The sequence below is a fragment of the Aquaspirillum soli genome (assembly GCF_054781915.1).
In genome coordinates this window covers 309,714-330,643 of the sequence record NZ_BAAGTM010000001.1, presented here as the reverse complement: position 1 = coordinate 330,643, position 20,930 = coordinate 309,714, and the positions used below count along the sequence as shown (strand labels likewise).

Annotated in this window: 22 protein-coding genes; 8 read left to right on the top strand and 14 right to left on the bottom strand. The window is 45.5% G+C overall.

Going from position 1 to position 20,930, the window contains the following annotated elements; all coding sequences use genetic code 11:
* The first annotated feature begins 8 nt into the window (after positions 1-8).
* Positions 9-752, top strand: coding sequence for a DsbC family protein (locus tag ACYVJG_RS01670; RefSeq protein WP_460429473.1), 744 nt, complete (start codon positions 9-11; stop codon positions 750-752).
* Between the two features lie 78 nt (positions 753-830).
* The gene (locus ACYVJG_RS01665) at positions 831-1,091 is read left to right on the top strand and encodes an acyl-CoA-binding protein (protein WP_022653146.1); all 261 of its coding nucleotides are present in this window, start codon (positions 831-833) and stop codon (positions 1,089-1,091) included.
* Between the two features lie 148 nt (positions 1,092-1,239).
* On the opposite strand, the gene ACYVJG_RS01660 is transcribed toward ACYVJG_RS01665, so the two are convergent.
* Positions 1,240-3,045 (bottom strand): acyl-CoA dehydrogenase C-terminal domain-containing protein, encoded by a 1,806-nt coding sequence (locus ACYVJG_RS01660; RefSeq protein ID WP_460429472.1) that lies wholly within the window; start codon positions 3,043-3,045, stop codon positions 1,240-1,242.
* Between the two features lie 229 nt (positions 3,046-3,274).
* Here ACYVJG_RS01660 and ACYVJG_RS01655 point away from each other — a divergent pair, with 229 nt between their 5' ends.
* The 6 genes from ACYVJG_RS01655 to ACYVJG_RS01630 all read left to right on the top strand — a co-directional run bounded on the left by ACYVJG_RS01655 (position 3,275) and on the right by ACYVJG_RS01630 (position 9,662).
* On the top strand, positions 3,275-3,826 hold the full coding sequence (locus tag ACYVJG_RS01655; protein WP_460429471.1) for a DUF2062 domain-containing protein: 552 nt from the start codon (positions 3,275-3,277) through the stop codon (positions 3,824-3,826).
* The gene (locus ACYVJG_RS01650; RefSeq protein WP_460429470.1) at positions 3,813-4,370 is read left to right on the top strand and encodes an NUDIX domain-containing protein; all 558 of its coding nucleotides are present in this window, start codon (positions 3,813-3,815) and stop codon (positions 4,368-4,370) included. Before ACYVJG_RS01655 ends, ACYVJG_RS01650 begins: the two co-directional genes overlap by 14 nt.
* Complete coding sequence (locus ACYVJG_RS01645; protein WP_460429469.1) at positions 4,357-4,680, top strand: PilZ domain-containing protein; 324 nt, start codon at positions 4,357-4,359, stop codon at positions 4,678-4,680. The genes ACYVJG_RS01650 and ACYVJG_RS01645 overlap by 14 nt, the downstream gene beginning before the upstream one ends.
* A gap of 178 nt (positions 4,681-4,858) precedes the next feature.
* Positions 4,859-6,787, top strand: coding sequence for a PrkA family serine protein kinase (locus tag ACYVJG_RS01640; RefSeq protein WP_460429541.1), 1,929 nt, complete (start codon positions 4,859-4,861; stop codon positions 6,785-6,787).
* 47 nt (positions 6,788-6,834) lie between these two features.
* On the top strand, positions 6,835-8,109 hold the full coding sequence (locus ACYVJG_RS01635) for a YeaH/YhbH family protein (protein WP_460429468.1): 1,275 nt from the start codon (positions 6,835-6,837) through the stop codon (positions 8,107-8,109).
* A 35-nt stretch (positions 8,110-8,144) separates the two neighbouring features.
* Positions 8,145-9,662 carry a SpoVR family protein gene (locus ACYVJG_RS01630; protein WP_460429467.1) on the top strand — a complete coding sequence of 506 codons (1,518 nt, stop codon included), beginning with the start codon at positions 8,145-8,147 and terminating at the stop codon, positions 9,660-9,662.
* Between the two features lie 33 nt (positions 9,663-9,695).
* Here the strand turns inward: ACYVJG_RS01630 and fliR are convergent, their stop codons facing one another.
* The 13 genes from fliR to fliF form a co-directional block, all read right to left on the bottom strand.
* The gene (fliR, locus tag ACYVJG_RS01625; protein WP_460429466.1) at positions 9,696-10,490 is read right to left on the bottom strand and encodes a flagellar biosynthetic protein FliR; all 795 of its coding nucleotides are present in this window, start codon (positions 10,488-10,490) and stop codon (positions 9,696-9,698) included.
* 14 nt (positions 10,491-10,504) lie between these two features.
* Positions 10,505-10,774: a flagellar biosynthesis protein FliQ gene (gene fliQ / locus ACYVJG_RS01620; RefSeq protein WP_022653135.1), complete on the bottom strand. Its 270-nt coding sequence runs from the start codon at positions 10,772-10,774 to the stop codon at positions 10,505-10,507.
* A gap of 8 nt (positions 10,775-10,782) precedes the next feature.
* The gene (fliP, locus tag ACYVJG_RS01615) at positions 10,783-11,532 is read right to left on the bottom strand and encodes a flagellar type III secretion system pore protein FliP (protein WP_460429465.1); all 750 of its coding nucleotides are present in this window, start codon (positions 11,530-11,532) and stop codon (positions 10,783-10,785) included.
* Complete coding sequence (fliO, locus tag ACYVJG_RS01610; RefSeq protein ID WP_460429464.1) at positions 11,525-11,887, bottom strand: flagellar biosynthetic protein FliO; 363 nt, start codon at positions 11,885-11,887, stop codon at positions 11,525-11,527. Before fliO ends, fliP begins: the two co-directional genes overlap by 8 nt.
* Before the next feature lie 125 nt (positions 11,888-12,012).
* Positions 12,013-12,447 (bottom strand): flagellar motor switch protein FliN, encoded by a 435-nt coding sequence (gene fliN / locus ACYVJG_RS01605; RefSeq protein ID WP_022653131.1) that lies wholly within the window; start codon positions 12,445-12,447, stop codon positions 12,013-12,015.
* A gap of 70 nt (positions 12,448-12,517) precedes the next feature.
* On the bottom strand, positions 12,518-13,528 hold the full coding sequence (gene fliM, locus ACYVJG_RS01600; RefSeq protein ID WP_022653130.1) for a flagellar motor switch protein FliM: 1,011 nt from the start codon (positions 13,526-13,528) through the stop codon (positions 12,518-12,520).
* A gap of 9 nt (positions 13,529-13,537) precedes the next feature.
* Positions 13,538-14,014 carry a flagellar basal body-associated FliL family protein gene (locus ACYVJG_RS01595; protein ID WP_460429463.1) on the bottom strand — a complete coding sequence of 159 codons (477 nt, stop codon included), beginning with the start codon at positions 14,012-14,014 and terminating at the stop codon, positions 13,538-13,540.
* A 172-nt stretch (positions 14,015-14,186) separates the two neighbouring features.
* Entirely contained in the window at positions 14,187-15,539 is a 1,353-nt protein-coding gene (locus ACYVJG_RS01590) for a flagellar hook-length control protein FliK (protein ID WP_460429462.1), read from the bottom strand.
* Positions 15,540-15,614: 75 nt separating this feature from the next.
* Positions 15,615-16,064 (bottom strand): flagellar export protein FliJ, encoded by a 450-nt coding sequence (gene fliJ / locus ACYVJG_RS01585; RefSeq protein WP_460429461.1) that lies wholly within the window; start codon positions 16,062-16,064, stop codon positions 15,615-15,617.
* Positions 16,064-17,464, bottom strand: coding sequence for a flagellar protein export ATPase FliI (fliI, locus tag ACYVJG_RS01580; protein WP_460429460.1), 1,401 nt, complete (start codon positions 17,462-17,464; stop codon positions 16,064-16,066). The genes fliJ and fliI overlap by 1 nt, the downstream gene beginning before the upstream one ends.
* The gene (locus ACYVJG_RS01575; protein WP_460429459.1) at positions 17,448-18,230 is read right to left on the bottom strand and encodes a flagellar assembly protein FliH; all 783 of its coding nucleotides are present in this window, start codon (positions 18,228-18,230) and stop codon (positions 17,448-17,450) included. Before ACYVJG_RS01575 ends, fliI begins: the two co-directional genes overlap by 17 nt.
* Complete coding sequence (fliG, locus tag ACYVJG_RS01570; protein WP_460429458.1) at positions 18,220-19,215, bottom strand: flagellar motor switch protein FliG; 996 nt, start codon at positions 19,213-19,215, stop codon at positions 18,220-18,222. Before fliG ends, ACYVJG_RS01575 begins: the two co-directional genes overlap by 11 nt.
* Positions 19,208-20,869, bottom strand: coding sequence for a flagellar basal-body MS-ring/collar protein FliF (gene fliF / locus ACYVJG_RS01565; RefSeq protein WP_460429457.1), 1,662 nt, complete (start codon positions 20,867-20,869; stop codon positions 19,208-19,210). Before fliF ends, fliG begins: the two co-directional genes overlap by 8 nt.
* Between the last annotated feature and the right edge of the window lie 61 nt (positions 20,870-20,930).

Here is a 20,930-nt window from a genome sequence, read left to right as displayed (position 1 = left end):
AGTGTATTTTGTTTGCTATTCCCCGCCACTTTTTGCGCACCACTACGTTACTGACCCTGAGCGCAACCCTGCTCGCCTGCCAAGCGCAAGCGGCCGATGAAAGCCAAACGGTCAAAAAATTGTTTAGCCAAAAGTTTCCACAACGTGAAGTGGTGCAGGTGCAAGCCAGCCCAGTCAGTGGGGTGTATGAAGTGGTGTTAGCTGGACGGCAGGTGGTCTATACCGATGCCAAAGTTGCGCACATGTTTGTTGGTGAGTTAATCGATATTGAAGGTCGAGTGAGCCTCACCGAGGAACGGGTGGCAGAACTGTCCCGTGTTGATTGGAAAACCTTACCTCTCCAGCATGCCATTCAAGATAAACGTGGTAACGGTCAGCGGAAAATCGCGGTGTTTTCTGATCCAGATTGCCCGTTTTGCAAGAAGTTAGAAAAAGAAGGCCTCGCCAAGCTCGATAATGTCACGATTTACACCTTTCTCTATCCATTAGAGCAATTACACCCGGATGCAATGCGTAAATCGGCACAAATTTGGTGTTCAAAAGATAAGCTACAGGCGTGGGCACAAACCATGCGCAATAACCAAGCCACCAGTGGCAGCAGCGATTGCAAAACACCACTGGCCGAGATTCAAGCCTTAGGCCAGAAATTGGGCATTCAGGGCACACCGGCGTTGATTTTTGAAAGCGGTAAGTTGGTTGCTGGCGCAATTCCGGCGGAAGATATTGAAAAATTGTTGAGCCAGAAAAAATAATCAAACGACTGTTTGACAGCATCCATAACGGCTGGCACAATCAGTCCATCTCCTGATTTCCACCAAGGGAAAGATACGATGTCTGATTTGGCCTCTTTGTTTGCCCAAGCTCAAGCCGATGTGAAAACACTGGCAGAAAAGCCAGACCCACAAACCCTGTTACAACTGTATGCCTTGTTTAAACAAGCCAGCAGCGGTGATGTCAGTGGCGAACGCCCAGGGATGATGGATTTCATCAATCGCAGTAAATACGATGCTTGGGAAAAGTTAAAAGGCCAATCTTCAGATAGCGCGATGCAAGCATATATTGACTTGGTCAATCGGTTGTTAGGTAAGTGATTTCTGCTTCTCTCTCTTCACCCGCACAATGTGCGGGTTTTTTTATGGGTGCGCCCTATTGAGCGCACCCATAAAAAAACAGCCTCTATCGCTAGAGGCTGTTCAAGTAGAGCCACACCCAATTTGACTGCACTACAGAGATCACACCTTAGAAAGCAAAGTGATCTTCTTCTAAGTCCATCAACGGCTTAGCACCTGCTTTCAAGGTCACAATCAAGCTATGAATTTCAGGGAACAACTTGCTGAAATAGAATTGTGCTGTTTTCACTTTCGCCTCATAGAAGCCAGTCTCAGCGCTGCCAGCGTCTAATTTCTCAAGCGCCACTTTCGCCATCCATGCCCAGAAATAACCATACGTCAGATGGCCCACCAAACGCAGATAATCTGTGGCTGCCGCGCCAGCTTCATCTTTATTCATCATCGCCCCCATGCCAATTTGCATGGTGATTTCAGCCATTTGCTTGTTCAAACCATTTAATGGCTCAAGGAATGGGGTTAAGCGGCTGTCGGCACTGTTTGCTTCGCAGAATTTGTGGATGCGCTTAGTAAATTTACGCAATTTCTGCCCTTGATCCATCAACACCTTACGGCCTAACAAATCAATCGCTTGAATCCCGTTGGTACCTTCATAAATTTGCGAGATACGGCAATCACGCACCAACTGTTCCATCCCCCATTCGCGGATAAAACCATGACCACCAAACACTTGCATCCCTAAATTGGTTGCCAGATAACCGTTATCGGTCATAAAAGCCTTTGCCACTGGCGTCAGCAAGGCCACTAAATCTGCGGCCTCTTGGCGAGCTTCGGCATCGGGAGATTTTTCTTCAATGTCCAACTGCAAGGCCAAGAAGGCGGTAAAGGCACGGCCGGCTTCGGTATATGCTTTTTGCGTCAACAACATACGGCGGACATCAGGATGAACGATGATTGGATCAGCAGCTTTTTCTGGTGCTTTTGGCCCATTCAAAGCACGCATTTGCAAACGCTCTTTAGCGTATGCCAAGGCACCTTGGAAAGCAGCTTCACCCAAACCTAAGCCCTGCATACCACACCCTAAACGTGCGGCGTTCATCATGGTGAACATACATGCCAAACCTTTGTTCACTTCACCAATCAGATAGCCTTTAGCACCATCCAAGTTAATCACCGCAGTGGCGTTGGCTTTAATGCCCATTTTATGTTCCAGTGCACCACAGCTCACCGGATTACGTTCACCTAACGAACCATCTTCGTTAATCAAAAACTTCGGCACAATAAACAGCGAAATGCCCTTCACATCTTTCGGGGAATCAGGCAAGCGTGCCAATACTAAGTGAATGATATTGTCGGATAAGTCGTGTTCACCTGCCGAGATAAAAATTTTGGTCCCTGTAATGAGATAGCTACCATCTGCAGCAGGTTCAGCGCGGGTTTTTAATAAACCCAAGTCAGTACCGCAGTGGGGTTCGGTCAAACACATGGTGCCGGTCCATTCACCGGAAACCAATTTAGGCAAATAAGTGGCTTTTTGTTCAGGGGTACCGTGGGCATGGATAGCCGAGTAGGCACCATGACTCAAACCGGGGTACATCGACCATGCAACGTTGGCAGAACATTGCATTTCCATGATCGGGAAACCGAGAGTTTTTGGCATGCCTTGACCGCCGTATTCGGGATCACAATCCAAGCCAGTAAAGCCCAATTCGCAGAATTGTTGATAGGCCTCTTTAAAACCAGCAGGCGTAGTCACCGATTTGGTAGCAGGGTCGTACACACAACCGGCTTCGTCGGCAGCGCGGTTGATGGGTGCTAATTCATTTTCACAAAACTTGGCGCCAGCCTCGAGATAAGAGGCAAATACATCGGCAGTGGCTTCTTCATAGCCAGGCAAGGTTGGAATGATATTTTGGACTTCAATCAACTCGTTGAGGACAAAGTCGAAATCGCGCAGGGGGGCTTTGTAAGCAGGCATGATGTTTCTCCGATCCGTGGGTCAGGACTGTGTCGTCCTGTTAGCAGTTAAGCAACGGGGTGAAGCGTATCGCCCTTTTTTGTAGAACGCAACGATTTTTCAAACGATTGTTTGGAACGGTTGTTTGTTGCATGGCAACAACGCAACGAAAAAGTGGCTTGAACAACATCGAAAAATCTGCGTCACGGCACCACTTCAGAGCTACGACGCGCCAAGAGGAAAACAGTTCATGTCCCGCAAATGGTTAAAAGCCAATCTTCCTAGTTCAGAACATATTTCACAAAATCGCTATTTACGCTGGATGCAGCCTTGGTTAGCAGGCCATTATCTTTGGACGTTACACCGCCGCAATATGGCGCGGGCAGTGGCGATTGGCTTGTTCGCGGGTCTGATGCCGGGGCCAACACAGATGTTAACCGGCGGGGTTATGGCCTTGTTATTGCGAGCAAATTTACCGCTTACTTTATTTGTGACGCTCTACACCAACCCACTGACTATCGTGCCATTATATCTATTAGCCTATCGCTATGGCGCATGGCTATTAGGCACTGATACACAAGCCAATATCAGCATGGCACCCGATTTTTCACTCGCCACATTTGGCAGTTGGCTGGCACAAATGGTAGATTGGGCGGTTTCTTTAGGCCCTGCTTTATTGGTAGGCTTGCCGGCCTTGGGTTTGTCATTCGCCGTTGTCGGTTATCTATTAGTCATCATCGCGTGGCGGGGGTTTATCGTGTATTTATGGCATCGTCGAAAGGTGCAACGTGCAGCTCGCTGAACAAACGCTGACTTCATCCATCCTTGCCCAAGGACATTTTTTGACCCTTAAACGCGATACGGTCGTGCTTCCCAATGGTCAACATGCTGAACGCGAATACCTTGAACATCCCGGTGCCGTGGCAGTGTTTGCCTTACCTGAGCCAGATACGGTCTTGCTGGTCGAGCAGTTTCGTTATCCCCTACGCCGTACTTTTCTCGAAGTCCCTGCCGGAAAGATCGACGCGGGAGAAACGCCACTCGCCACGGCACAACGAGAGTTACAAGAAGAAACGGGCTATCAAGCCGCTAGGTGGTATGCCCTCGGTGAAGCACATCCCTGCATTGGTTATTCCAATGAGCGAATCGTTTATTTCGTCGCAGAAGACTTAACGTGGGTCGGACAAAATTTGGATGAGGGAGAGTTTGTGAACGTCAAACGTTACCCCATCGAGACACTGCAACAACTCGCCCTACAAGCCACAATCAGTGATAGCAAAACCATCACAGGCCTATTTTGGTTAAATGCCTTTTTATCTGGAGCATTAGCACGTGAGCGCCTTTGAACGCCATCGCGATCGCCGAGGGGAACTTCGCGTTCCTGCCCATTGTCCAGCACAAGTGCGTGTGTTGTTGACTCAAGAGACTTTTGAAGCACGCTGCTTTAATGTCAGTGCCGGAGGGATGGCGTTGTTTTGCACGTATGTCCCTCGTTTTGAAGAACAACTCGAAGTGATTGTGATGCCACCATCCATCGGTGGCCGTGCAGCAGAACCGCTACGAGCACGAGTTGAAGTCAAACGGTGCGAACGACTCGAACGGGGCGATCTGTATGAAATTGGTGTCAGTATCGTCGAAGTATTACCGTATTACTGAGTATTAGCTGGTCTGTTTCCTCTCAATCTTTCCTGCCTCTTGCTGTTTTTTGCCCCTAAAAATCTAAAAGCATACAATTTATTCATTTTTTAGCCTGTCGGCGAAATTTATTGTGCTATACCAAAAGTGCGGCCCGTTGACATCACACCGCCCATTGGCCTTACGAAGGAGCACCATGATGAATGCCGATATCTTTAGTCGTTTCTCTGCCCGATACGATAAGTCGCGTGAAGAAGAGTTCTCCTTGCAGGAGTATCTGGAGATTTGCAAAAACGATCCCAGCGCGTACGCCACTGCAGCAGAACGGATGTTGACTGCCATTGGGCAACCAGAGCTGCTCGACACACGCAATGACCCACGCCTGTCACGCATCTTTGCCAACAAAATCATCAAACTCTATCCCGCTTTTCGCGAATTCTATGGCATGGAAGAAGCCATCGAACAAGTCGTGGCCTATTTCCGGCACGCAGCCCAAGGCTTAGAAGAGAAAAAACAAATTCTTTATCTGCTCGGGCCAGTCGGTGGTGGTAAATCCTCAATTGCTGAAAAGCTAAAAGAGTTAGTCCAACATGTTCCGTTCTATTGTCTGAAAGGTAGCCCAGTCAATGAATCTCCACTGGGTTTATTTAGCGATCAAGAAGACGGTGCCTTATTGGAGGAGGAATATGGTATTCCCCGCCGCTACCTGCGCACCATTCCCAGCCCTTGGGCAGTCAAACGACTACACGAATTCAATGGTGACATCAATCAATTCCGTGTGGTGAAACGCTACCCATCGGTTTTAAAACAATTGGCCGTTGCAAAAACAGAACCTGGGGACGAAAACAACCAAGATATCTCGTCTTTAGTTGGTAAAGTCGATATCCGTAAGTTGGAAAAATATGCACAAGACGACCCCGATGCTTATAGCTATTCGGGTGGACTGTGCTTGGCCAACCAAGGTTTGCTTGAATTTGTTGAAATGTTCAAAGCACCGATTAAGGTGTTACACCCCCTACTAACAGCCACACAAGAAGGCAATTTCAAAGGGACTGAAGGATTTGGGGCGATTCCATTTGATGGGATTGTTCTGGCACACTCGAATGAATCGGAATGGAAGCAATTCCGTAACAATAAAAATAACGAAGCCTTTTTGGATCGTATTTATATTGTCAAAGTGCCTTATTGCCTACGCGTCAGTGATGAAATCAAGATTTACGAAAAACTGATTCGGCACTCCTCACTTACCCAAGCTCCATGCGCCCCCGGCACCTTAAAAATGATGGCGCAATTTGCCATTCTGTCACGGCTAAAAGAACCGGAGAATTCAAACTTATTTAGCAAAATGCTGGTGTACGATGGAGACAACCTAAAAGATACCGACCCAAAAGCAAAGTCGATTCAGGAATATCGGGATTTTGCTGGGGTTGATGAGGGGATGACTGGCTTATCCACTCGTTTCGCTTACAAAATTTTGTCGCGTGTTTTTAACTTCGATCACGCCGAGGTGGCAGCGAATCCTGTTCATTTGTTGTATGTGCTAGAACAACAAATTGAACGTGAGCAATTTCCACAAGAAGTAGAGCAAAAGTATTTAACCTTTTTGAAAGAATACTTAGCGCCAAAATATGTGGAATTTATTGGCAAAGAAATTCAAAAGGCGTATCTAGAAAGTTACTCTGAGTATGGTCAAAATATCTTTGATCGCTATGTCACCTTTGCTGATTACTGGATTCAAGACCAAGAGTATCGCGACCCAGACACAGGAGAGATTTTCGACCGTAATTCGCTCAATAGCGAATTAGAGAAAATTGAAAAACCAGCAGGGATTTCTAATCCAAAAGACTTCCGTAATGAGATCGTTAACTTTGTTTTGCGAGCACGCGCAAACAACGCTGGACAAAATCCACATTGGACAAGTTACGAAAAATTACGGCAGGTTATCGAGAAGAAAATGTTCTCGAATACAGAAGAACTGCTACCTGTGATTAGCTTTAATAGCAAGGCAAGCGTAGAAGATGTGAAAAAACACGAAGATTTTGTCAATCGCATGGTAACCAAGGGTTATACACCAAAACAGGTCCGGCTATTATGTGAATGGTACCTCCGCGTACGTAAATCTTCTTAAAGCAGTTTTGGCGCGTCCTCATTGCCTCATTTTATCTGGAGTTGACCATGGCCCATTTAATAGACCGCCGTTTAAACGGAAAAAATAAGTCAGCCGTCAACCGTGAGCGTTTTTTGCGTCGTTTTAAAGCACAAATTAAACAATCGGTTGCAAAGGCGATAAAAGGACGCGCCATCACTGATATTCAAACGGGTGAGAAAATCTCTATTCCATCAAAAGATATTTCTGAACCGGTGTTTCAACACGGATCAGGAGGGATTAAAGAGATGATTCACCCTGGCAACCAAGATTTTATTCGGGGTGATCGTATTGCACGACCACAAGGCGGAGGAGGCGGTGGTGGGGGCGGCAAGGCGAGCAATCAAGGCGAAGGAGAAGATGATTTTGTCTTTGAACTTAGCCGCGAAGAATTCATGAAAGTCTTTTTTGAAGATCTTGCTTTACCTAACTTAGTGAAAACACAGTTGCTTGGTACGCACGAAATGAAAAGTGTGCGGGCAGGTTTTATTAACGATGGTACGCCGACCAATATCAATATTGTTCGCTCATTGCGAGGGGCACTTTCTCGGCGTATTGCACTATCAGCACCTATTTTATCGGAACTGACACAAGCCGAAGAAGAATTAGATGAACTACTTGAACTGGCTGACGAACAGTCTTTCAGAGTAAAAGATCTGCGAGAAAAAATCCGTCACTTACGCAGCCGGCTGTATACCATCCCATTTATTGATCCTTTTGATTTAAGGTATAACAACCGTATTAAGCGGCCTTTTCCAACCAGTCAAGCAGTGATGTTTTGTATCATGGATGTCTCTGGCTCAATGGATGAAAATAAAAAAGATATTGCCAAACGATTTTTTATTTTGCTTTATCTTTTCCTAGAAAAACAATATGAAAAAATAGAGCTGGTGTTCATCCGACACCATACCAGTGCAACAGAAGTCTCTGAGCATGATTTCTTCCACTCCCGTGAATCAGGTGGGACAGTGGTGTCTTCTGCCTTAACATTATGTTCAGAAATCATTCAAAAACGCTATCCAACTGAAGATTGGAATATTTATGTTGCTCAAGCCTCGGATGGGGATAACTGGGACAGCGATTCTAGTCAATGTAGCTCTATTTTATTAGAGAAAATTTTACCTTGTGTGCAGTATTATGCTTATATTGAAATCACACAGGGAGAACCACAAAACTTATGGCATGAATATCAAAAAGTTGCTGAGCAGATTAAACACTTTGCGATGCAAAAAATAAAAACTGCTGCAGATATTTATCCCGTTTTCCGTGAATTGTTTAAAAAACAACCTCATACTGTTACATAGCTAACAGTATCGGAAAAAGATAAGGACTTCTGGCCATGAAACCGACCCCTATTTCAACTTCGTCAGAATGGTCTTTTGATCTGATTGAAAAATACGACCGAGAAATTATGAAAATTGCCTGTGGTGAATATCATCTTGATATTTATCCAGTACAACTCGAAATTATCACAGCAGAACAGATGATGGATGCCTACTCTTCTGTTGGAATGCCAGTTAACTACCATCATTGGTCATTTGGCAAACAATTTGTTGCAACAGAAAAAAGTTATAAACGTGGGCAAATGGGTTTGGCCTATGAAATAGTGATCAACTCTAATCCTTGTATCGCTTATCTGATGGAAGAAAATTCCATGATGATGCAAGCATTAGTCACAGCACATGCGGCTTATGGCCATAACAGTTTTTTTAAAGGCAATTATTTATTCAGAACTTGGACAGACGCAGAAGCAATCATTGATTATTTAGTTTTCGCAAAAAACTACCTTGCTGATTGCGAGCGAATGTATGGCATTGATGCAGTTGAGGATCTATTAGATTCATGCCATGCCTTGATGAATTATGGTGTCGATCGCTACAAGCGGCCACAAAAATTGTCATTAGCAAAAGAAAAAATCCGCCAAAGTGAGCGTGAGCATTATTTACAGCTGCAGGTAAACGATTTGTGGCGCACCATTCCGCGACGAAATACAGATACCGAGATCAATGCTCCAGCTCGTTTTCCTACAGAACCACAGGAAAATATCCTTTATTTCATTGAAAAATCAGCGCCCTTATTAGAACCTTGGCAACGCGAAGTCATTCGAATTGTGCGAAAAATCGCCCAGTATTTTTATCCACAACGCCAAACCCAGGTCATGAATGAAGGGTGGGCAACCTTTTGGCACCACACCATTCTAAACCGACTCTACGAAAAACAGTTGGTGACGGATGGTTTTATGATGGAATTTCTGCAATCACACACCAATGTTGTACTACAACCACCGGTACATAGTCACTGGTATTCAGGTATCAATCCCTATGCGCTTGGATTTGCTATATATCAAGATATTTGTCGGATTTGTCGTGAGCCAACAGATGAAGATAGGGCATGGTTTCCCGATTTAGTTGGCCAAGATTGGCGTGAGAGTATTGAATTTGCCATGCGTAATTTCAAAGACGAGAGTTTTATCTCACAATACCTTTCACCAAAGGTCATTCGTGATTTTAGATTATTTGCCGTGAGAGATGATGATAAAGACGATAAACTTCTCATCCCTGCTATTCACGATGAAACAGGGTATGCTGAGATTCGTCGTACGCTATCTGAACAATATAATTTAGGTTCGAGAGAGCCTAATATTCAGGTATGGTCGGTTAATCTACGCGGGGACCGTAGTTTAACTTTACGCCATTTTATGCATCAAAGACGGCCATTGGGAAAAACCACCGACGAAGTATTAAAGCATGTTTGCAGATTATGGGGGTTTGATGTGCGTTTAGAATCTGTTGACCAGCAAGGGCAAATATTACAAACTCACGAATGCAAAGCCCCCGAGCACAACAGCTTATTCTAAAAAAACTGTGTTGATAACGCCTTAACGAAGTTGTTAAGGCGTTTTTATTGTTGAGAGCAATTGCAACATTGCCTGAATATTTTGCTCATAAATTTCACCAATAACATGAGCGAATGCTGGTATAGAGAAATATAAAGCAATAAAGCCAATTGTCAGTGTTAAGGGGAAACCAAAGGTAAAAATGTTGAACTGTGGTGCAGCACGAGTCATCACACCAATCGCCAAGTTAGTAATCAGTAATGCCCCCACAACGGGAATAGACAATAAAAACCCTAGGGAAAATATGTTAGCTCCCCATTCAGCTAACACTTTGAAACTGGCTTTAGGAATCGACTCTAAACCAACAGGCAATATGCGAAAACTATCGACCAGCGCAGAGATTAAAACCAAATGGCCATCCATCGCCAAAAAAAGTAAGAAGACAAAAGTGGATAAAAATCGAGAAAGCGCGGGGACTTGTGCACCAAATTGTGGATCAAAAAACATGGCGAAACCCAAACCCATTTGCATGCTCATCAGCATGCCAGCCATTTCTACCGCAGCAATTACCAATCGCATCACCATGCCCATTGCGGCACCAATAATGACTTGATAGAAAATATTAGCGAGCCCCTCAGCGGAAATAACCGGTGCTTCTGGCATCGCAGGTAATAACGGTGCAATAATAATCGTTAATGCAATGGCAGTAGCAACACGAACTTGTCGGGGAATTGTTCGTGTCCCAAAAAACGGATCGACCATAATAAAACCGGCGATACGGCAGAATGGCCAAAAAAAGCCTGATAACAGTAATGCAATCTCTGTATCAGAGATTTCTACCATACCCATATTTTGGCTTTCATTTAACCAATCATATTTGGAATACCGCTAATTAAACGCACGGTAAATTCCATCATTGTCCGCAGCATCCAAGGACCGGCTAAAATAAGCACCACGAACATAGCCAACAACTTTGGAATAAAAGTTAAGGTCATTTCGTTAATCTGGGTTGCTGCTTGCAACACGCTGACCAAAAGACCGATGACCAGCGCCACAGCAAGCAATGGTGCTGAAACAATAATTAAGATAAACAGCGCATTCTGAATTAGATTAATGGCCAGCTCTGGACTCATGGTTTTTCCTATGAAACATAAAAGCTTTGTACCAAAGACCCCATCAATAGAGTCCACCCATCCACTAGCACAAATAGCATTAGCTTAAAAGGGAGTGAGATAATAATTGGCGAAACCATCATCATACCCATTGACATCAAGACTGTTGCTACAACTAAGTCAATAATTAAAAATGGAATAAAGACAAGAAAACCAATTTGAAAAGCAGTTTTGATTTCACTAATCACGAAAGCAGGTACTAAGGTTTTTAAACTAATATCTTCTGGTCCATTGGGTTTTGGACTACGAGAAATTTCAACAAAAAACTCTAGATCTTTTTCTCGAGTTTGTCTCATCATAAACTCTTTGAATGGTTTACTTCCTCGCTCAAAAGCCTGATCCATAGTCATTTTATCTTCAGCAAACGGCTGCCAAGCATTTTTATAGGCGTCATCAAACACAGGTGCCATGATAAAAAAAGTTAGAAACAATGCTAATCCCAATAAAACCTGATTTGGTGGTGATTGCATTGTCCCTAGGGCTTGTCGCAGTAAAGCAAGCACAATGACAATACGAGTAAAAGAAGTCATCATCAATATCGCTGCAGGGATAAATCCTAATGCAGTGATAAACACCAACATTTGCAATGATAATGAATAGTTTGTCCCACCGCCTGCAGTGGGAGTGCTATTCATCAGAGGAAATGAAGGTGTCGCAAAAACGAATTCAGCTAACCCAAACAGTAAGGGTAAACAGAACAACCATGCTTTTTTATTCATGGGAAGAACGATTCTGATCTTGGGCATGAGAAGCAGGCCCTTTGATATGAGTAAGCGCAGTACGGAAACGCTCGGCAAAAGAAACCGGAACAATAGTATCTGCGTCGGCAGGACGCGGTAGAGTGTGCAGGACATTCACTGATCCCTGCGCCACCCCTAGCACCAACCAAGATTGGTCTATCTCAACAATCACAACCCGCTCACGCGGTCCTACCATGACATGGCCCACGACCTTAGCATGGGCAGGCAGACCAAATGCAGATTGACCACCAAGCTTTTTAAGTGCCCATGCCATCAAGAAAATCAGGCCGAGTACAAATAATAGGCCAAAAGCCGCTTGGGCGAACTGTGACATGGGAGAGGTGAGCAACGATGAGGTAGGTGCACTCTCTTGTGCTAGGACAATAGAAGAGAAAGATGTAAACAGAAGCGCTGCCACAAAGGACAGCGCTCTGTTAAACCAACACACAACGGTCTGTATCACTTCTGTAACCGACGTAAACGTTCAGCAGGTGTAATAATATCGGTTAAACGAATACCAAATTTATCGTTTACCACCACCACTTCACCTTGAGCAATCAAACAGCCATTGACCAACACGTCCATTGGTTCACCAGCCATACCATCTAATTCAACCACTGAGCCTTGAGCCAATTGCAACAAGTTACGGATGGCAATTTTTGTTCTACCCAGTTCAACCGTCATATTAACGGGAATATCGAGAATCATATCCAGATTACCGCCTGCAGCGGTTATCGGATCAGAAGGGGCAAGCTCTTGGAACAGGCCTGTGGCCAAAGTGGGCCCAGATTGAGCAGGCTCTGCAGGAGCAGATTCGTGATCGGAATCAGTTGATTCCTGTTGTTCCGCCATTGCGGCTGCCCAATCATCCATACTTACTGGTTCGTCACTCATTTTAAATTACCCACAAAAAATTGGCCTTGGCAGTGACTGTTATTTAGGTCACCCGACACGCCATCCAAGTTTAAATAGCATCGCTTCCTAGGCTGCTGACATCACTGATTTCTTGTGCACCAGCAAGTACCCGATCCACCTTCAGCGCATACTGCCCACCCACAACACCATATTTACACTGTAAAACGGGAATACCCGAAACATCAGCGACAATCGTTTCTGGTATTTCTAGTGGAATAATATCGCCTTCTTTTAAGGTCAGAATGTCACGCAGCGTAATTTCTGTTTCAGCCAAGTTAGCAACTAATTCCACCGCTGCTGTTTGTACTTGGCGAGATAACAGATTTACCCACCGGTTGTCCACCTCGGTACGGTCAGCAGCCATCGTACTCGATAATAAGTCCCGAATGGGCTCGACCATCGAATATGGCATACAAACGTGGAAATCACCACCGCCGGCACCCAGTTCGATTCGGAATGTCATCGAAACGACCACTTCCGTCGGTGTTGCGATGTTAGCAAACTGTGTGTTCATTTCTGAACGGATGTAATTGAATTCTATTTCATATACTGGCTGCCATGCTTTTTGATATTCCAAAAAGACAACATCTAAAAGACGACGAATAATTCGTTGTTCAGTTGCCGTAAAATCACGGCCTTCAACCCGCACATGATAACGACCATCCGAACCAAACAAATTATCGACAATCAAGAAGACTAAATCGGGGTCGAAAATTAGCAGTGCAGTCCCGCGCAGGGGTTTGACATGGCACAGGTTAAGGTTAGTAGGTACAACAAGATTACGAATAAATTCACTATATTTTTGTACTTTAACCGGACCTACAGAAATTTCTGCATTACGGCGGATAAAGTTAAATAGACCAATCCGAAGGTTACGAGCAAAACGCTCGTTAATAATCTCCAAGGTTGGCATCCGGCCACGAACAATGCGCTCTTGACGACCAATATCATAGTTGCGTACTGGGGTTCCCCCCAGTCTCGCCTCGTCATCATTGTCATCCCCAGTGACCCCGCGCAGCAGGGCATCAACTTCTTCCTGGGAGAGAATATCGTCTGCCATATTCGCCCGTTACTGATTCTGAACAATGAAAGAGGTGAAAACCACGCCAGTCACTGGTGCAGAAAGACCAGAATCTGACACAGACTCATTAATCACTTGGCGAATCTGATTTTTTAATTTTGCTTTGCCTTCTGGTGTCGCCAGTTCTTCACTGGTTTTTGATGAAAGCAACATAATCAGTGCACTGCGAATTTTTGGCATATAGGCTTTAAGCACTTGAGCATGGCCACCGTCGGCAAGTTCTGCTTGAAACTCAATTTGCAGCATGCCACCGCTACCGGCCAAATTCACCACAAACGTATCAATTTTTTCGAAGACCGGCAATTCAGAGACTTTTTTTGGAGCGGCTCCCCCATGACCTTCTTCTTTTTTACCTAAAAAGAGATAGGCAACGGCGCCAGCCAGCGCTAAAACGACGACTAATAAGCCTGCAACCAGAATGACCATTGTTTTTTTGTTACCGCTAGGTGCTTTTTCTTCTGACATAACTTTACCCATGCAATTTGAAACAGAATTTTAAAAGGCCACTCTTCACAACACAAAATGTACCTTTGCTAAATAGCAGAGGACATTCTAGAGAGAGGGCCGTTTGTTCACAACAAAGGCCCTCAATATCGGCTGCCACTGGATATTACCCCAAAAGCAGGGGTTCCGAACATTACGCGTAAACACTCAGTTGATCATCACCATCAACAGATTTCACTGGAGCAGGTGTCACAGGCGGAGAAACAGGGGCAGCAGTCGGCATACCATGAACAGAGAATTTTGGTGCAGATTCATCTTGGCGAGACGATTGATTTTGTTGCATAAAAGCCATCTGGGCTGCTTGACGCTCTTGAGAGTCACCAGAAGACACTTGAGCACCATTCAATTGAATACCATTATCTGCCAGCATCGCTGCTAAACGTGGTAAGTGTTGTTCTAAGGTATCTTTAGCTTGTGGTGTTGCTGCAACAAATAGAACGCTCGCTTGATCTTGATGCAAGCGGAGAGAAACTTCGATAGGCCCTAAATTGGGTGGATTCACCTGCATCTGAGCCACATCCATCTTGGTATTGACCATCATCAATAGATTTTGGCCTAATTCCTTACCCCATTTTGGATCAGGAGACATCGGGGTGTGAACGTGTAAGACCTTGGCTGCTTCTGATGACTGCATGTGAGGTTTTTCTTGGGGCGTCAGCAATGACGTCACGACATTCGGAGCAACAGGGGTAGAAGCAGTTTCATCGGCAAATGCCGGCAAAGAAGTGTCAACCACCGGCAAATTTTTCTGTGGTTGAGCCACCTCGGTTGATAGAAACAATTTGGCTGCCAAAGGATCTATCGATGTAGTAGCAGTCGCAGCAGGTGCTAATGCAGTAGACGGTTGCTTATCTAAAGAGATCGGAGAAAAGGGAATGCTTGTCGGAGCAGTTTTCTGCTCCATCGACATCAACAAATCAACAGGATCTTCTGCTGAGTTTGTTAGCGCTGCAAACGTTTCTTTAGATAGGTTTTTTTCTTCCTTGCCGAACAAACCAGAAGCGAAATCGATTTCGTCTAAGAGATTCTCGTACATCCCATCCAAAGCAGGATCAGAGGATACAGCTGTTGCCACAGACATTAGAGATTGATCAGGAGGCGTCAGAGCTGCCTGATCTAATGTTGGTGTTTTTTGTGCCGGGGTATTATTTTGATTTCTTGTCAAAACGGGATGAGAGGGCACCCCGATCATCATCAGATTTGTAATAGCAGCTTGCAAATCTTTTGATAAGTCTTGTTCTTTTTGTGTGCCCTCTTTTGTGCTCAGGCCAGTTATCTCTGATGTTTGAGGACTGGCAGCAAGTGCTGATGAAACTTTGCTATCAATAGATTTTGGGTCGGAAACTAAAGCTTCCGCTGCTTTATCTGCAGACAGACGTTCACCCAATAATTGTGAAAACACATCCGAAGCTTTTTCCTGTTGAGGAGAAAGAGGACTGCTTGAAGTAGTAGCAGGCGGTGCACTGCTGACGACAGTAATCGCCATAATCAGCTCCTGAGAAGAAAGAGACAAGTGACAAGATAAAGCAACTTTTGCACCATGCTCTTTTCACGAAATTGGTTACTGAGAAAGCGAACGCACAGTAAAGGCACGCGTTGCCAATTCATCAGTCTGTTTTTGCTCACGCCGCATTTGTTGCTGCAACAACCGTTGTTGCTCTGCAGTATGTAAAGTTTCCATTGCTTTGAGATGTTGGCGGGCAGTCTGCCATTGGTCTCGTGTTTCTGCATATATCACTTCACACGTTTTCACTTCTTGTAGTTGGACTTCCACCGCAGATTCCAAACGCTCTAAGAAACGTTGGTAATCCAACCACTGGGCCACGCCAATCCCAACCGCACCCCGTTCTATACGACGGTTACGGTACTCGGCTAAAAATGATTCAACTTGTTGTAACTTACGTTGCGCGGTGGACAAGCTCTGTTGTGCCATTCCCATACGATTCGCTGCAGCATCAAGTTTTTCTTGTGCCAAACGAATCAGAAGTTGGTACTTGCTGACAGGTGGCATCAGTTGGCTCCATTCACCAGTTGAAACAGATTGCCAATACTTTCCTGATAGTCATGCGATTGCCGCATTTCTTGCATTAAAAACTCTTGCATCACCGGATGCAACTGAATCGCCTTATCTAACATTGGATCAGAGCCGCTCATATAGGCACCAACGTTGATTAAATCACGATTGCGCAAGTAACGTGAGTAAAGCTGTTTAAAGTAGCGGGCGGCTTGCAGCTGATCGCGAGACACAATGTCATTCATCACCCGACTAATCGATTGTTCAATATCAATTGCAGGATAAACCCCCGACTCAGCAATTTGCCTAGATAAGACAAAGTGACCATCTAAGATAGCTCGGGCCGAATCAGCAACAGGGTCTTGCTGATCATCACCTTCAGATAACACGGTGTAGAAGCCAGTAATCGAACCACCCCCTGCTTTACCATTACCCGCTCTTTCGATCAGTTGTGGCAATTTCGCAAATACAGAGGGGGGATAACCTTTAGTCACGGGTGGTTCACCAATCGCTAGGGCAATTTCACGTTGTGCCATGGCATATCGAGTGACTGAATCCATCAACAATAAGACATCTAAGCCTTGGTCACGGAAATACTCTGCCAAAGCTGTCGCATAGGCGGCGCCATGCAGTCGCATCAGCGGTGGCATGTCCGCTGGTGCTGCCACCACAACCGAACGTGCTAACCCTTCTTCTCCAAGAATTTCTTCAATAAAGTCTTTTACCTCGCGCCCCCGCTCACCGATCAAGCCCACTACGACCACATCAGCTTTGGTAAAACGCGCCATCATGCCAAGCAATACCGATTTACCCACACCAGAACCGGCAAATAAGCCTAAACGCTGGCCACGTCCCACGGTTAGTAAACCATTGATCGCACGAACGCCGACATCCAACACATCTCGTACAGGTGTGCGATCAAGAGGGTTAATGGGTTGACTGTACAAGGGATAGAAATCATCTGGCTCTAGCGGGCCGGCGTCATCAAGGGGGCGGCCAAGTGAGTCGAGAATTCGCCCAAGTAACTTATGTCCTACCGGAACTTGTCGGCCATATGGCCCCTGTGGGCAAACTGCCACATTTTGCTGGCCATAGCGTGGTGGATGATAGGGACGTAATGGCGCAACAGCAGTGCCTGGAACCAAACCTTGAACATTCGACACTGGCATAAGATACATATTATCTGCTGAAAAACCTACGACTTCTGCCTCAACATGTCGTCCTTCAGGTAATTCAACGACACAAGCACTCCCTACCGGCAAACGGACGCCAACCGCCTCCATCACCATACCAGTCACCCGTGTAAGTCGGCCTTTAATCAACCATAACGGAGAATGTGTAATCGTCTGTTGGCATAGAGAAAGATAATCCAGCCATGGTTTAATTGGCGCTGACATTGCCAGTTCCCAAAGCATTAGACAACGCTTGCCAGCGTTGTTGTAAGGATAAGTCAATGCTCAGCACAGGGCTATCGAGTAGGCATCCACCACGATCTAACGCAGGATCGGGAATCAATTGCCATGATTGAGACAAGCGCTCTTCACTCAGATAGTGTTTCATCACTTCAATATCATCTGGATGGAGCCGTAACTTAGCCTGTTGAATCGAGTCAGGTAAGGTAGAAAGCGCTTGTTTTAAAACATCTAACACAGCATCTTGTTTGATTTGAATGTGTGAAGCAACGATCTTTTGTGCACAGGATAAGGCCAGCTGCAACAATGCAGGCGCAATACTCTGGTCAACATCGGTCACAGAAACTTGCAAACGCTGTTGAATATCAAGAAACTGTTCATAAGCCTGATTGAACTCCGTGCTTGCCTGAGTATGACCAGCTTGCCACCCTTCTTTATGGCCGGCTTCAAATCCTGCCGTTTTACCAGCCTCAAAACCCGCTTGAAAGGCTTCTTGATGAATGGCTTCAATTTCTGCGGCAGTGGGATAAATGCGAGCGGGTTCGATCTCAACGGTTTCGACAACAACCGGATCTGAATCCTCTTCTACAGTAGAAGAACCCGAGGCGTATTCTGAGGTCGTGGCATCAGGCACACCTTCATTGGTCGTAGTCGATGTGGTGGCAACAGCCTCTTCAAGTTGATGTAAAGGCGACAAGGCCCAAGGCGTCCACTGGACACCTTCTTGGGCAGAAATAATCTTACTCGACAACGCCTTCCTCTCCAGCCTTCGTCAACACAATCTGGCCTTCATCGGCCAATTTGCGCACAATTTTCAGAATCTCTTTCTGCTCTGCTTCAACCTCAGACACTTTAACTGGCCCTTTGGCTTCGAAGTCATCCTTCAGCATTTCAGCAGCACGCTGAGACATATTCTTGAAGATTTTTTCTTTGAGTTCCTGACTGGTACCTTTAAGCGCAATGATAAGAGATTCGGACGAAATCTCGCGCATGATGACCTGAATCGAGCGGTTGTCCAATTCGATAAGGTTTTCGAACACAAACATCTTGTCTTGGATTCGCTGAGCCAATTCCGGATCGTACTCGCGGATAGCACCCAAGGCCGATGTCTCAACACCACTGCCCAAGAAGTTAAGAATCTCAGCAGTAAGCTGTTCGCCACCCATTGCGCTTTTCTTGACGCGATCAGAGCCAGACAACAACTGAGTCAACACCTCATTCAATTCACGCAGGGCTTGTGGTTGTACGCCTTCCAAGGTGGCAATCCGCAAGAGAACATCATTACGCAAACGCTCTGTGAAATGCTGCAGGATTGCACTGGTCTGGTCTGGTTCTAAGTGCACAAGAATGGTTGCAATAATCTGAGGGTGTTCATTACGAATCAGATCTGCTGCATTCGATGGATCCATCCATTTCAGGCTCTCAATACCCGCATGGTCATTACCCTGCATGATCTTATCAAGCAGGTTGGCAGCCTTGTCTTCACCAAGTGCTTCTGTCAACACATTGCGTAGATATTCGTCAGATGCACCGACAGAAGCACGCATTTGCGCTTCTTCACGGAACAGATTTACTGCTAGATCGATTTCATCAAAGCTCAAGTTAGAGATTTGAGTCATCACAGTACTGATTTTTTGCACTTCTTTTGGACCGAGGTATTTAAAAACCTCGACGGCATCAGTTTGCCCCAAACTAAACAGTAATACTGCACTACGACGAACACCGGCATCACTCATCGCCACTCACCCATTCTTTAATGATTTGTGCCGCCATCCGTGGATCATTTCTCACGATTTGACGTGCAGCCTCAAGGTTGGCCTCATATAGACGTCGTTGGATTTCACGTTCATCCAGTGGTTCACCGGTAATTTCATCTTTCGGTGCAGCCCCAGCTTCTTCGGCCCCCTCCATGCCAGGTAAAGGCGGCGGCGGATTAAGAATATCGCGCACGATTGGACGAACAATCCACAACAGGAGATACAGTAACAATAGACCGACCAAGGCATATTTGATCAGACTTTCTGCATTCTCTGTGGCATAGGTAATAAAGCGATCTTGTAAGGTTTGGGTTTCTAAATTCTCTGCAAAAGCGGTGTTGACCACGTTCAAAGAGTCGCCACGATCTTGGCTATAGCCCATTGCTTCACGAACAAGATTATTGATTTGTTGCAGTTCATTGGCACTTAAGGGAACAAATTTGGCATTGCCTTCAGCATCCACCTGACGTTTGTAGTTAACCACCACCGCTGCAGATAAGCGTTTCACTGTTCCTACAGGCGATTTGGTATGTTGAATAGTCCGGTCAACTTCAAAATTCGTTGTCGTTTCCCGATTAGACGCCACAGGAGGGGTATTACCAGCCTGCTGACCGCCAGGTAACAAACCAGCTTGAGTGCCAGGGGGAAGCTGAATTGGCGCAGCAGCTGCATTAGGCGGTTGGTTAGCCAACGCACCGGGGACACCACCGACTTGATCAGTTTCGCGTTTTACACTTTCAGCCGTTTGTTGGCTACGAATGGCAGACTGATTGGGTGGCGAATTCGGTGTATAAATTTCGGCAGTTTGTTCAACTTCAGAGAAATCGACCGCCGCCGTCACCTCAGCACGAACATTTTCCTTACCAAAAATGGGTTCTAGGATGGTTTGGATACGCTTAACAAAATCTTGCTCTATTTGTCTAACATAGGCGAGTTGGCGTTTATTTAAACCAGAATTGTCGTTGTTAATATCTGACAAATTGGATAGTAAATTGCCTTCCTGATCAACGATGGTAATGTTTTTAGCAGGTAATCCGGGAACACTGGAAGACACCAAATTAATCACACCAGAGATTTGACCTGCATCGAGCACCCGACCAGGGAACAGCGACACCATGATAGAAGCAGTCGGTTTTTGTTGTTCACGCAAAAACACGCTGTTTTTTGGGATGGCAAGGTGCACACGCGCAGATTCAACAACGTTGAGTGATTCAATCGTACGAGCCAGTTCACCTTCAATTGCACGTTGATAGTTAATTTGTTCCGCAAACTGGCTGATACCAAATTTTTGGTTATCCATCAGTTCAAAGCCAGCGCCACTTGCCTTGGGCAAACCTTGGGAAGCAAGTTTTAAGCGTGTTTCATAGACGTTTTCGGTTGGCACCGAAATCACTCCACCAGGCCCAAGCTGATAGGGCACGTTCATTTGTTGGAGCGCAGCGGTAATTTGACCGCCATCTTTATCAGAAATGTTGCTAAACAGGACTTTATATGCAGGTTGTTTATTCCATAACACCAATGCAATGATGATTGCCACGATTGCAGCAAGCCCTGCAAAAAGCAGTATTTTTTTATTGGAAGGGAGGGTTTTGTATCTCTCAACCGCTTCACGGATCCGTGTTTGCAGGGTCATCGAATTTTGCTCTGCCAGTTCAGCCATATCATCAGGGAATTTTTTGCACGTTGAGTCCTGC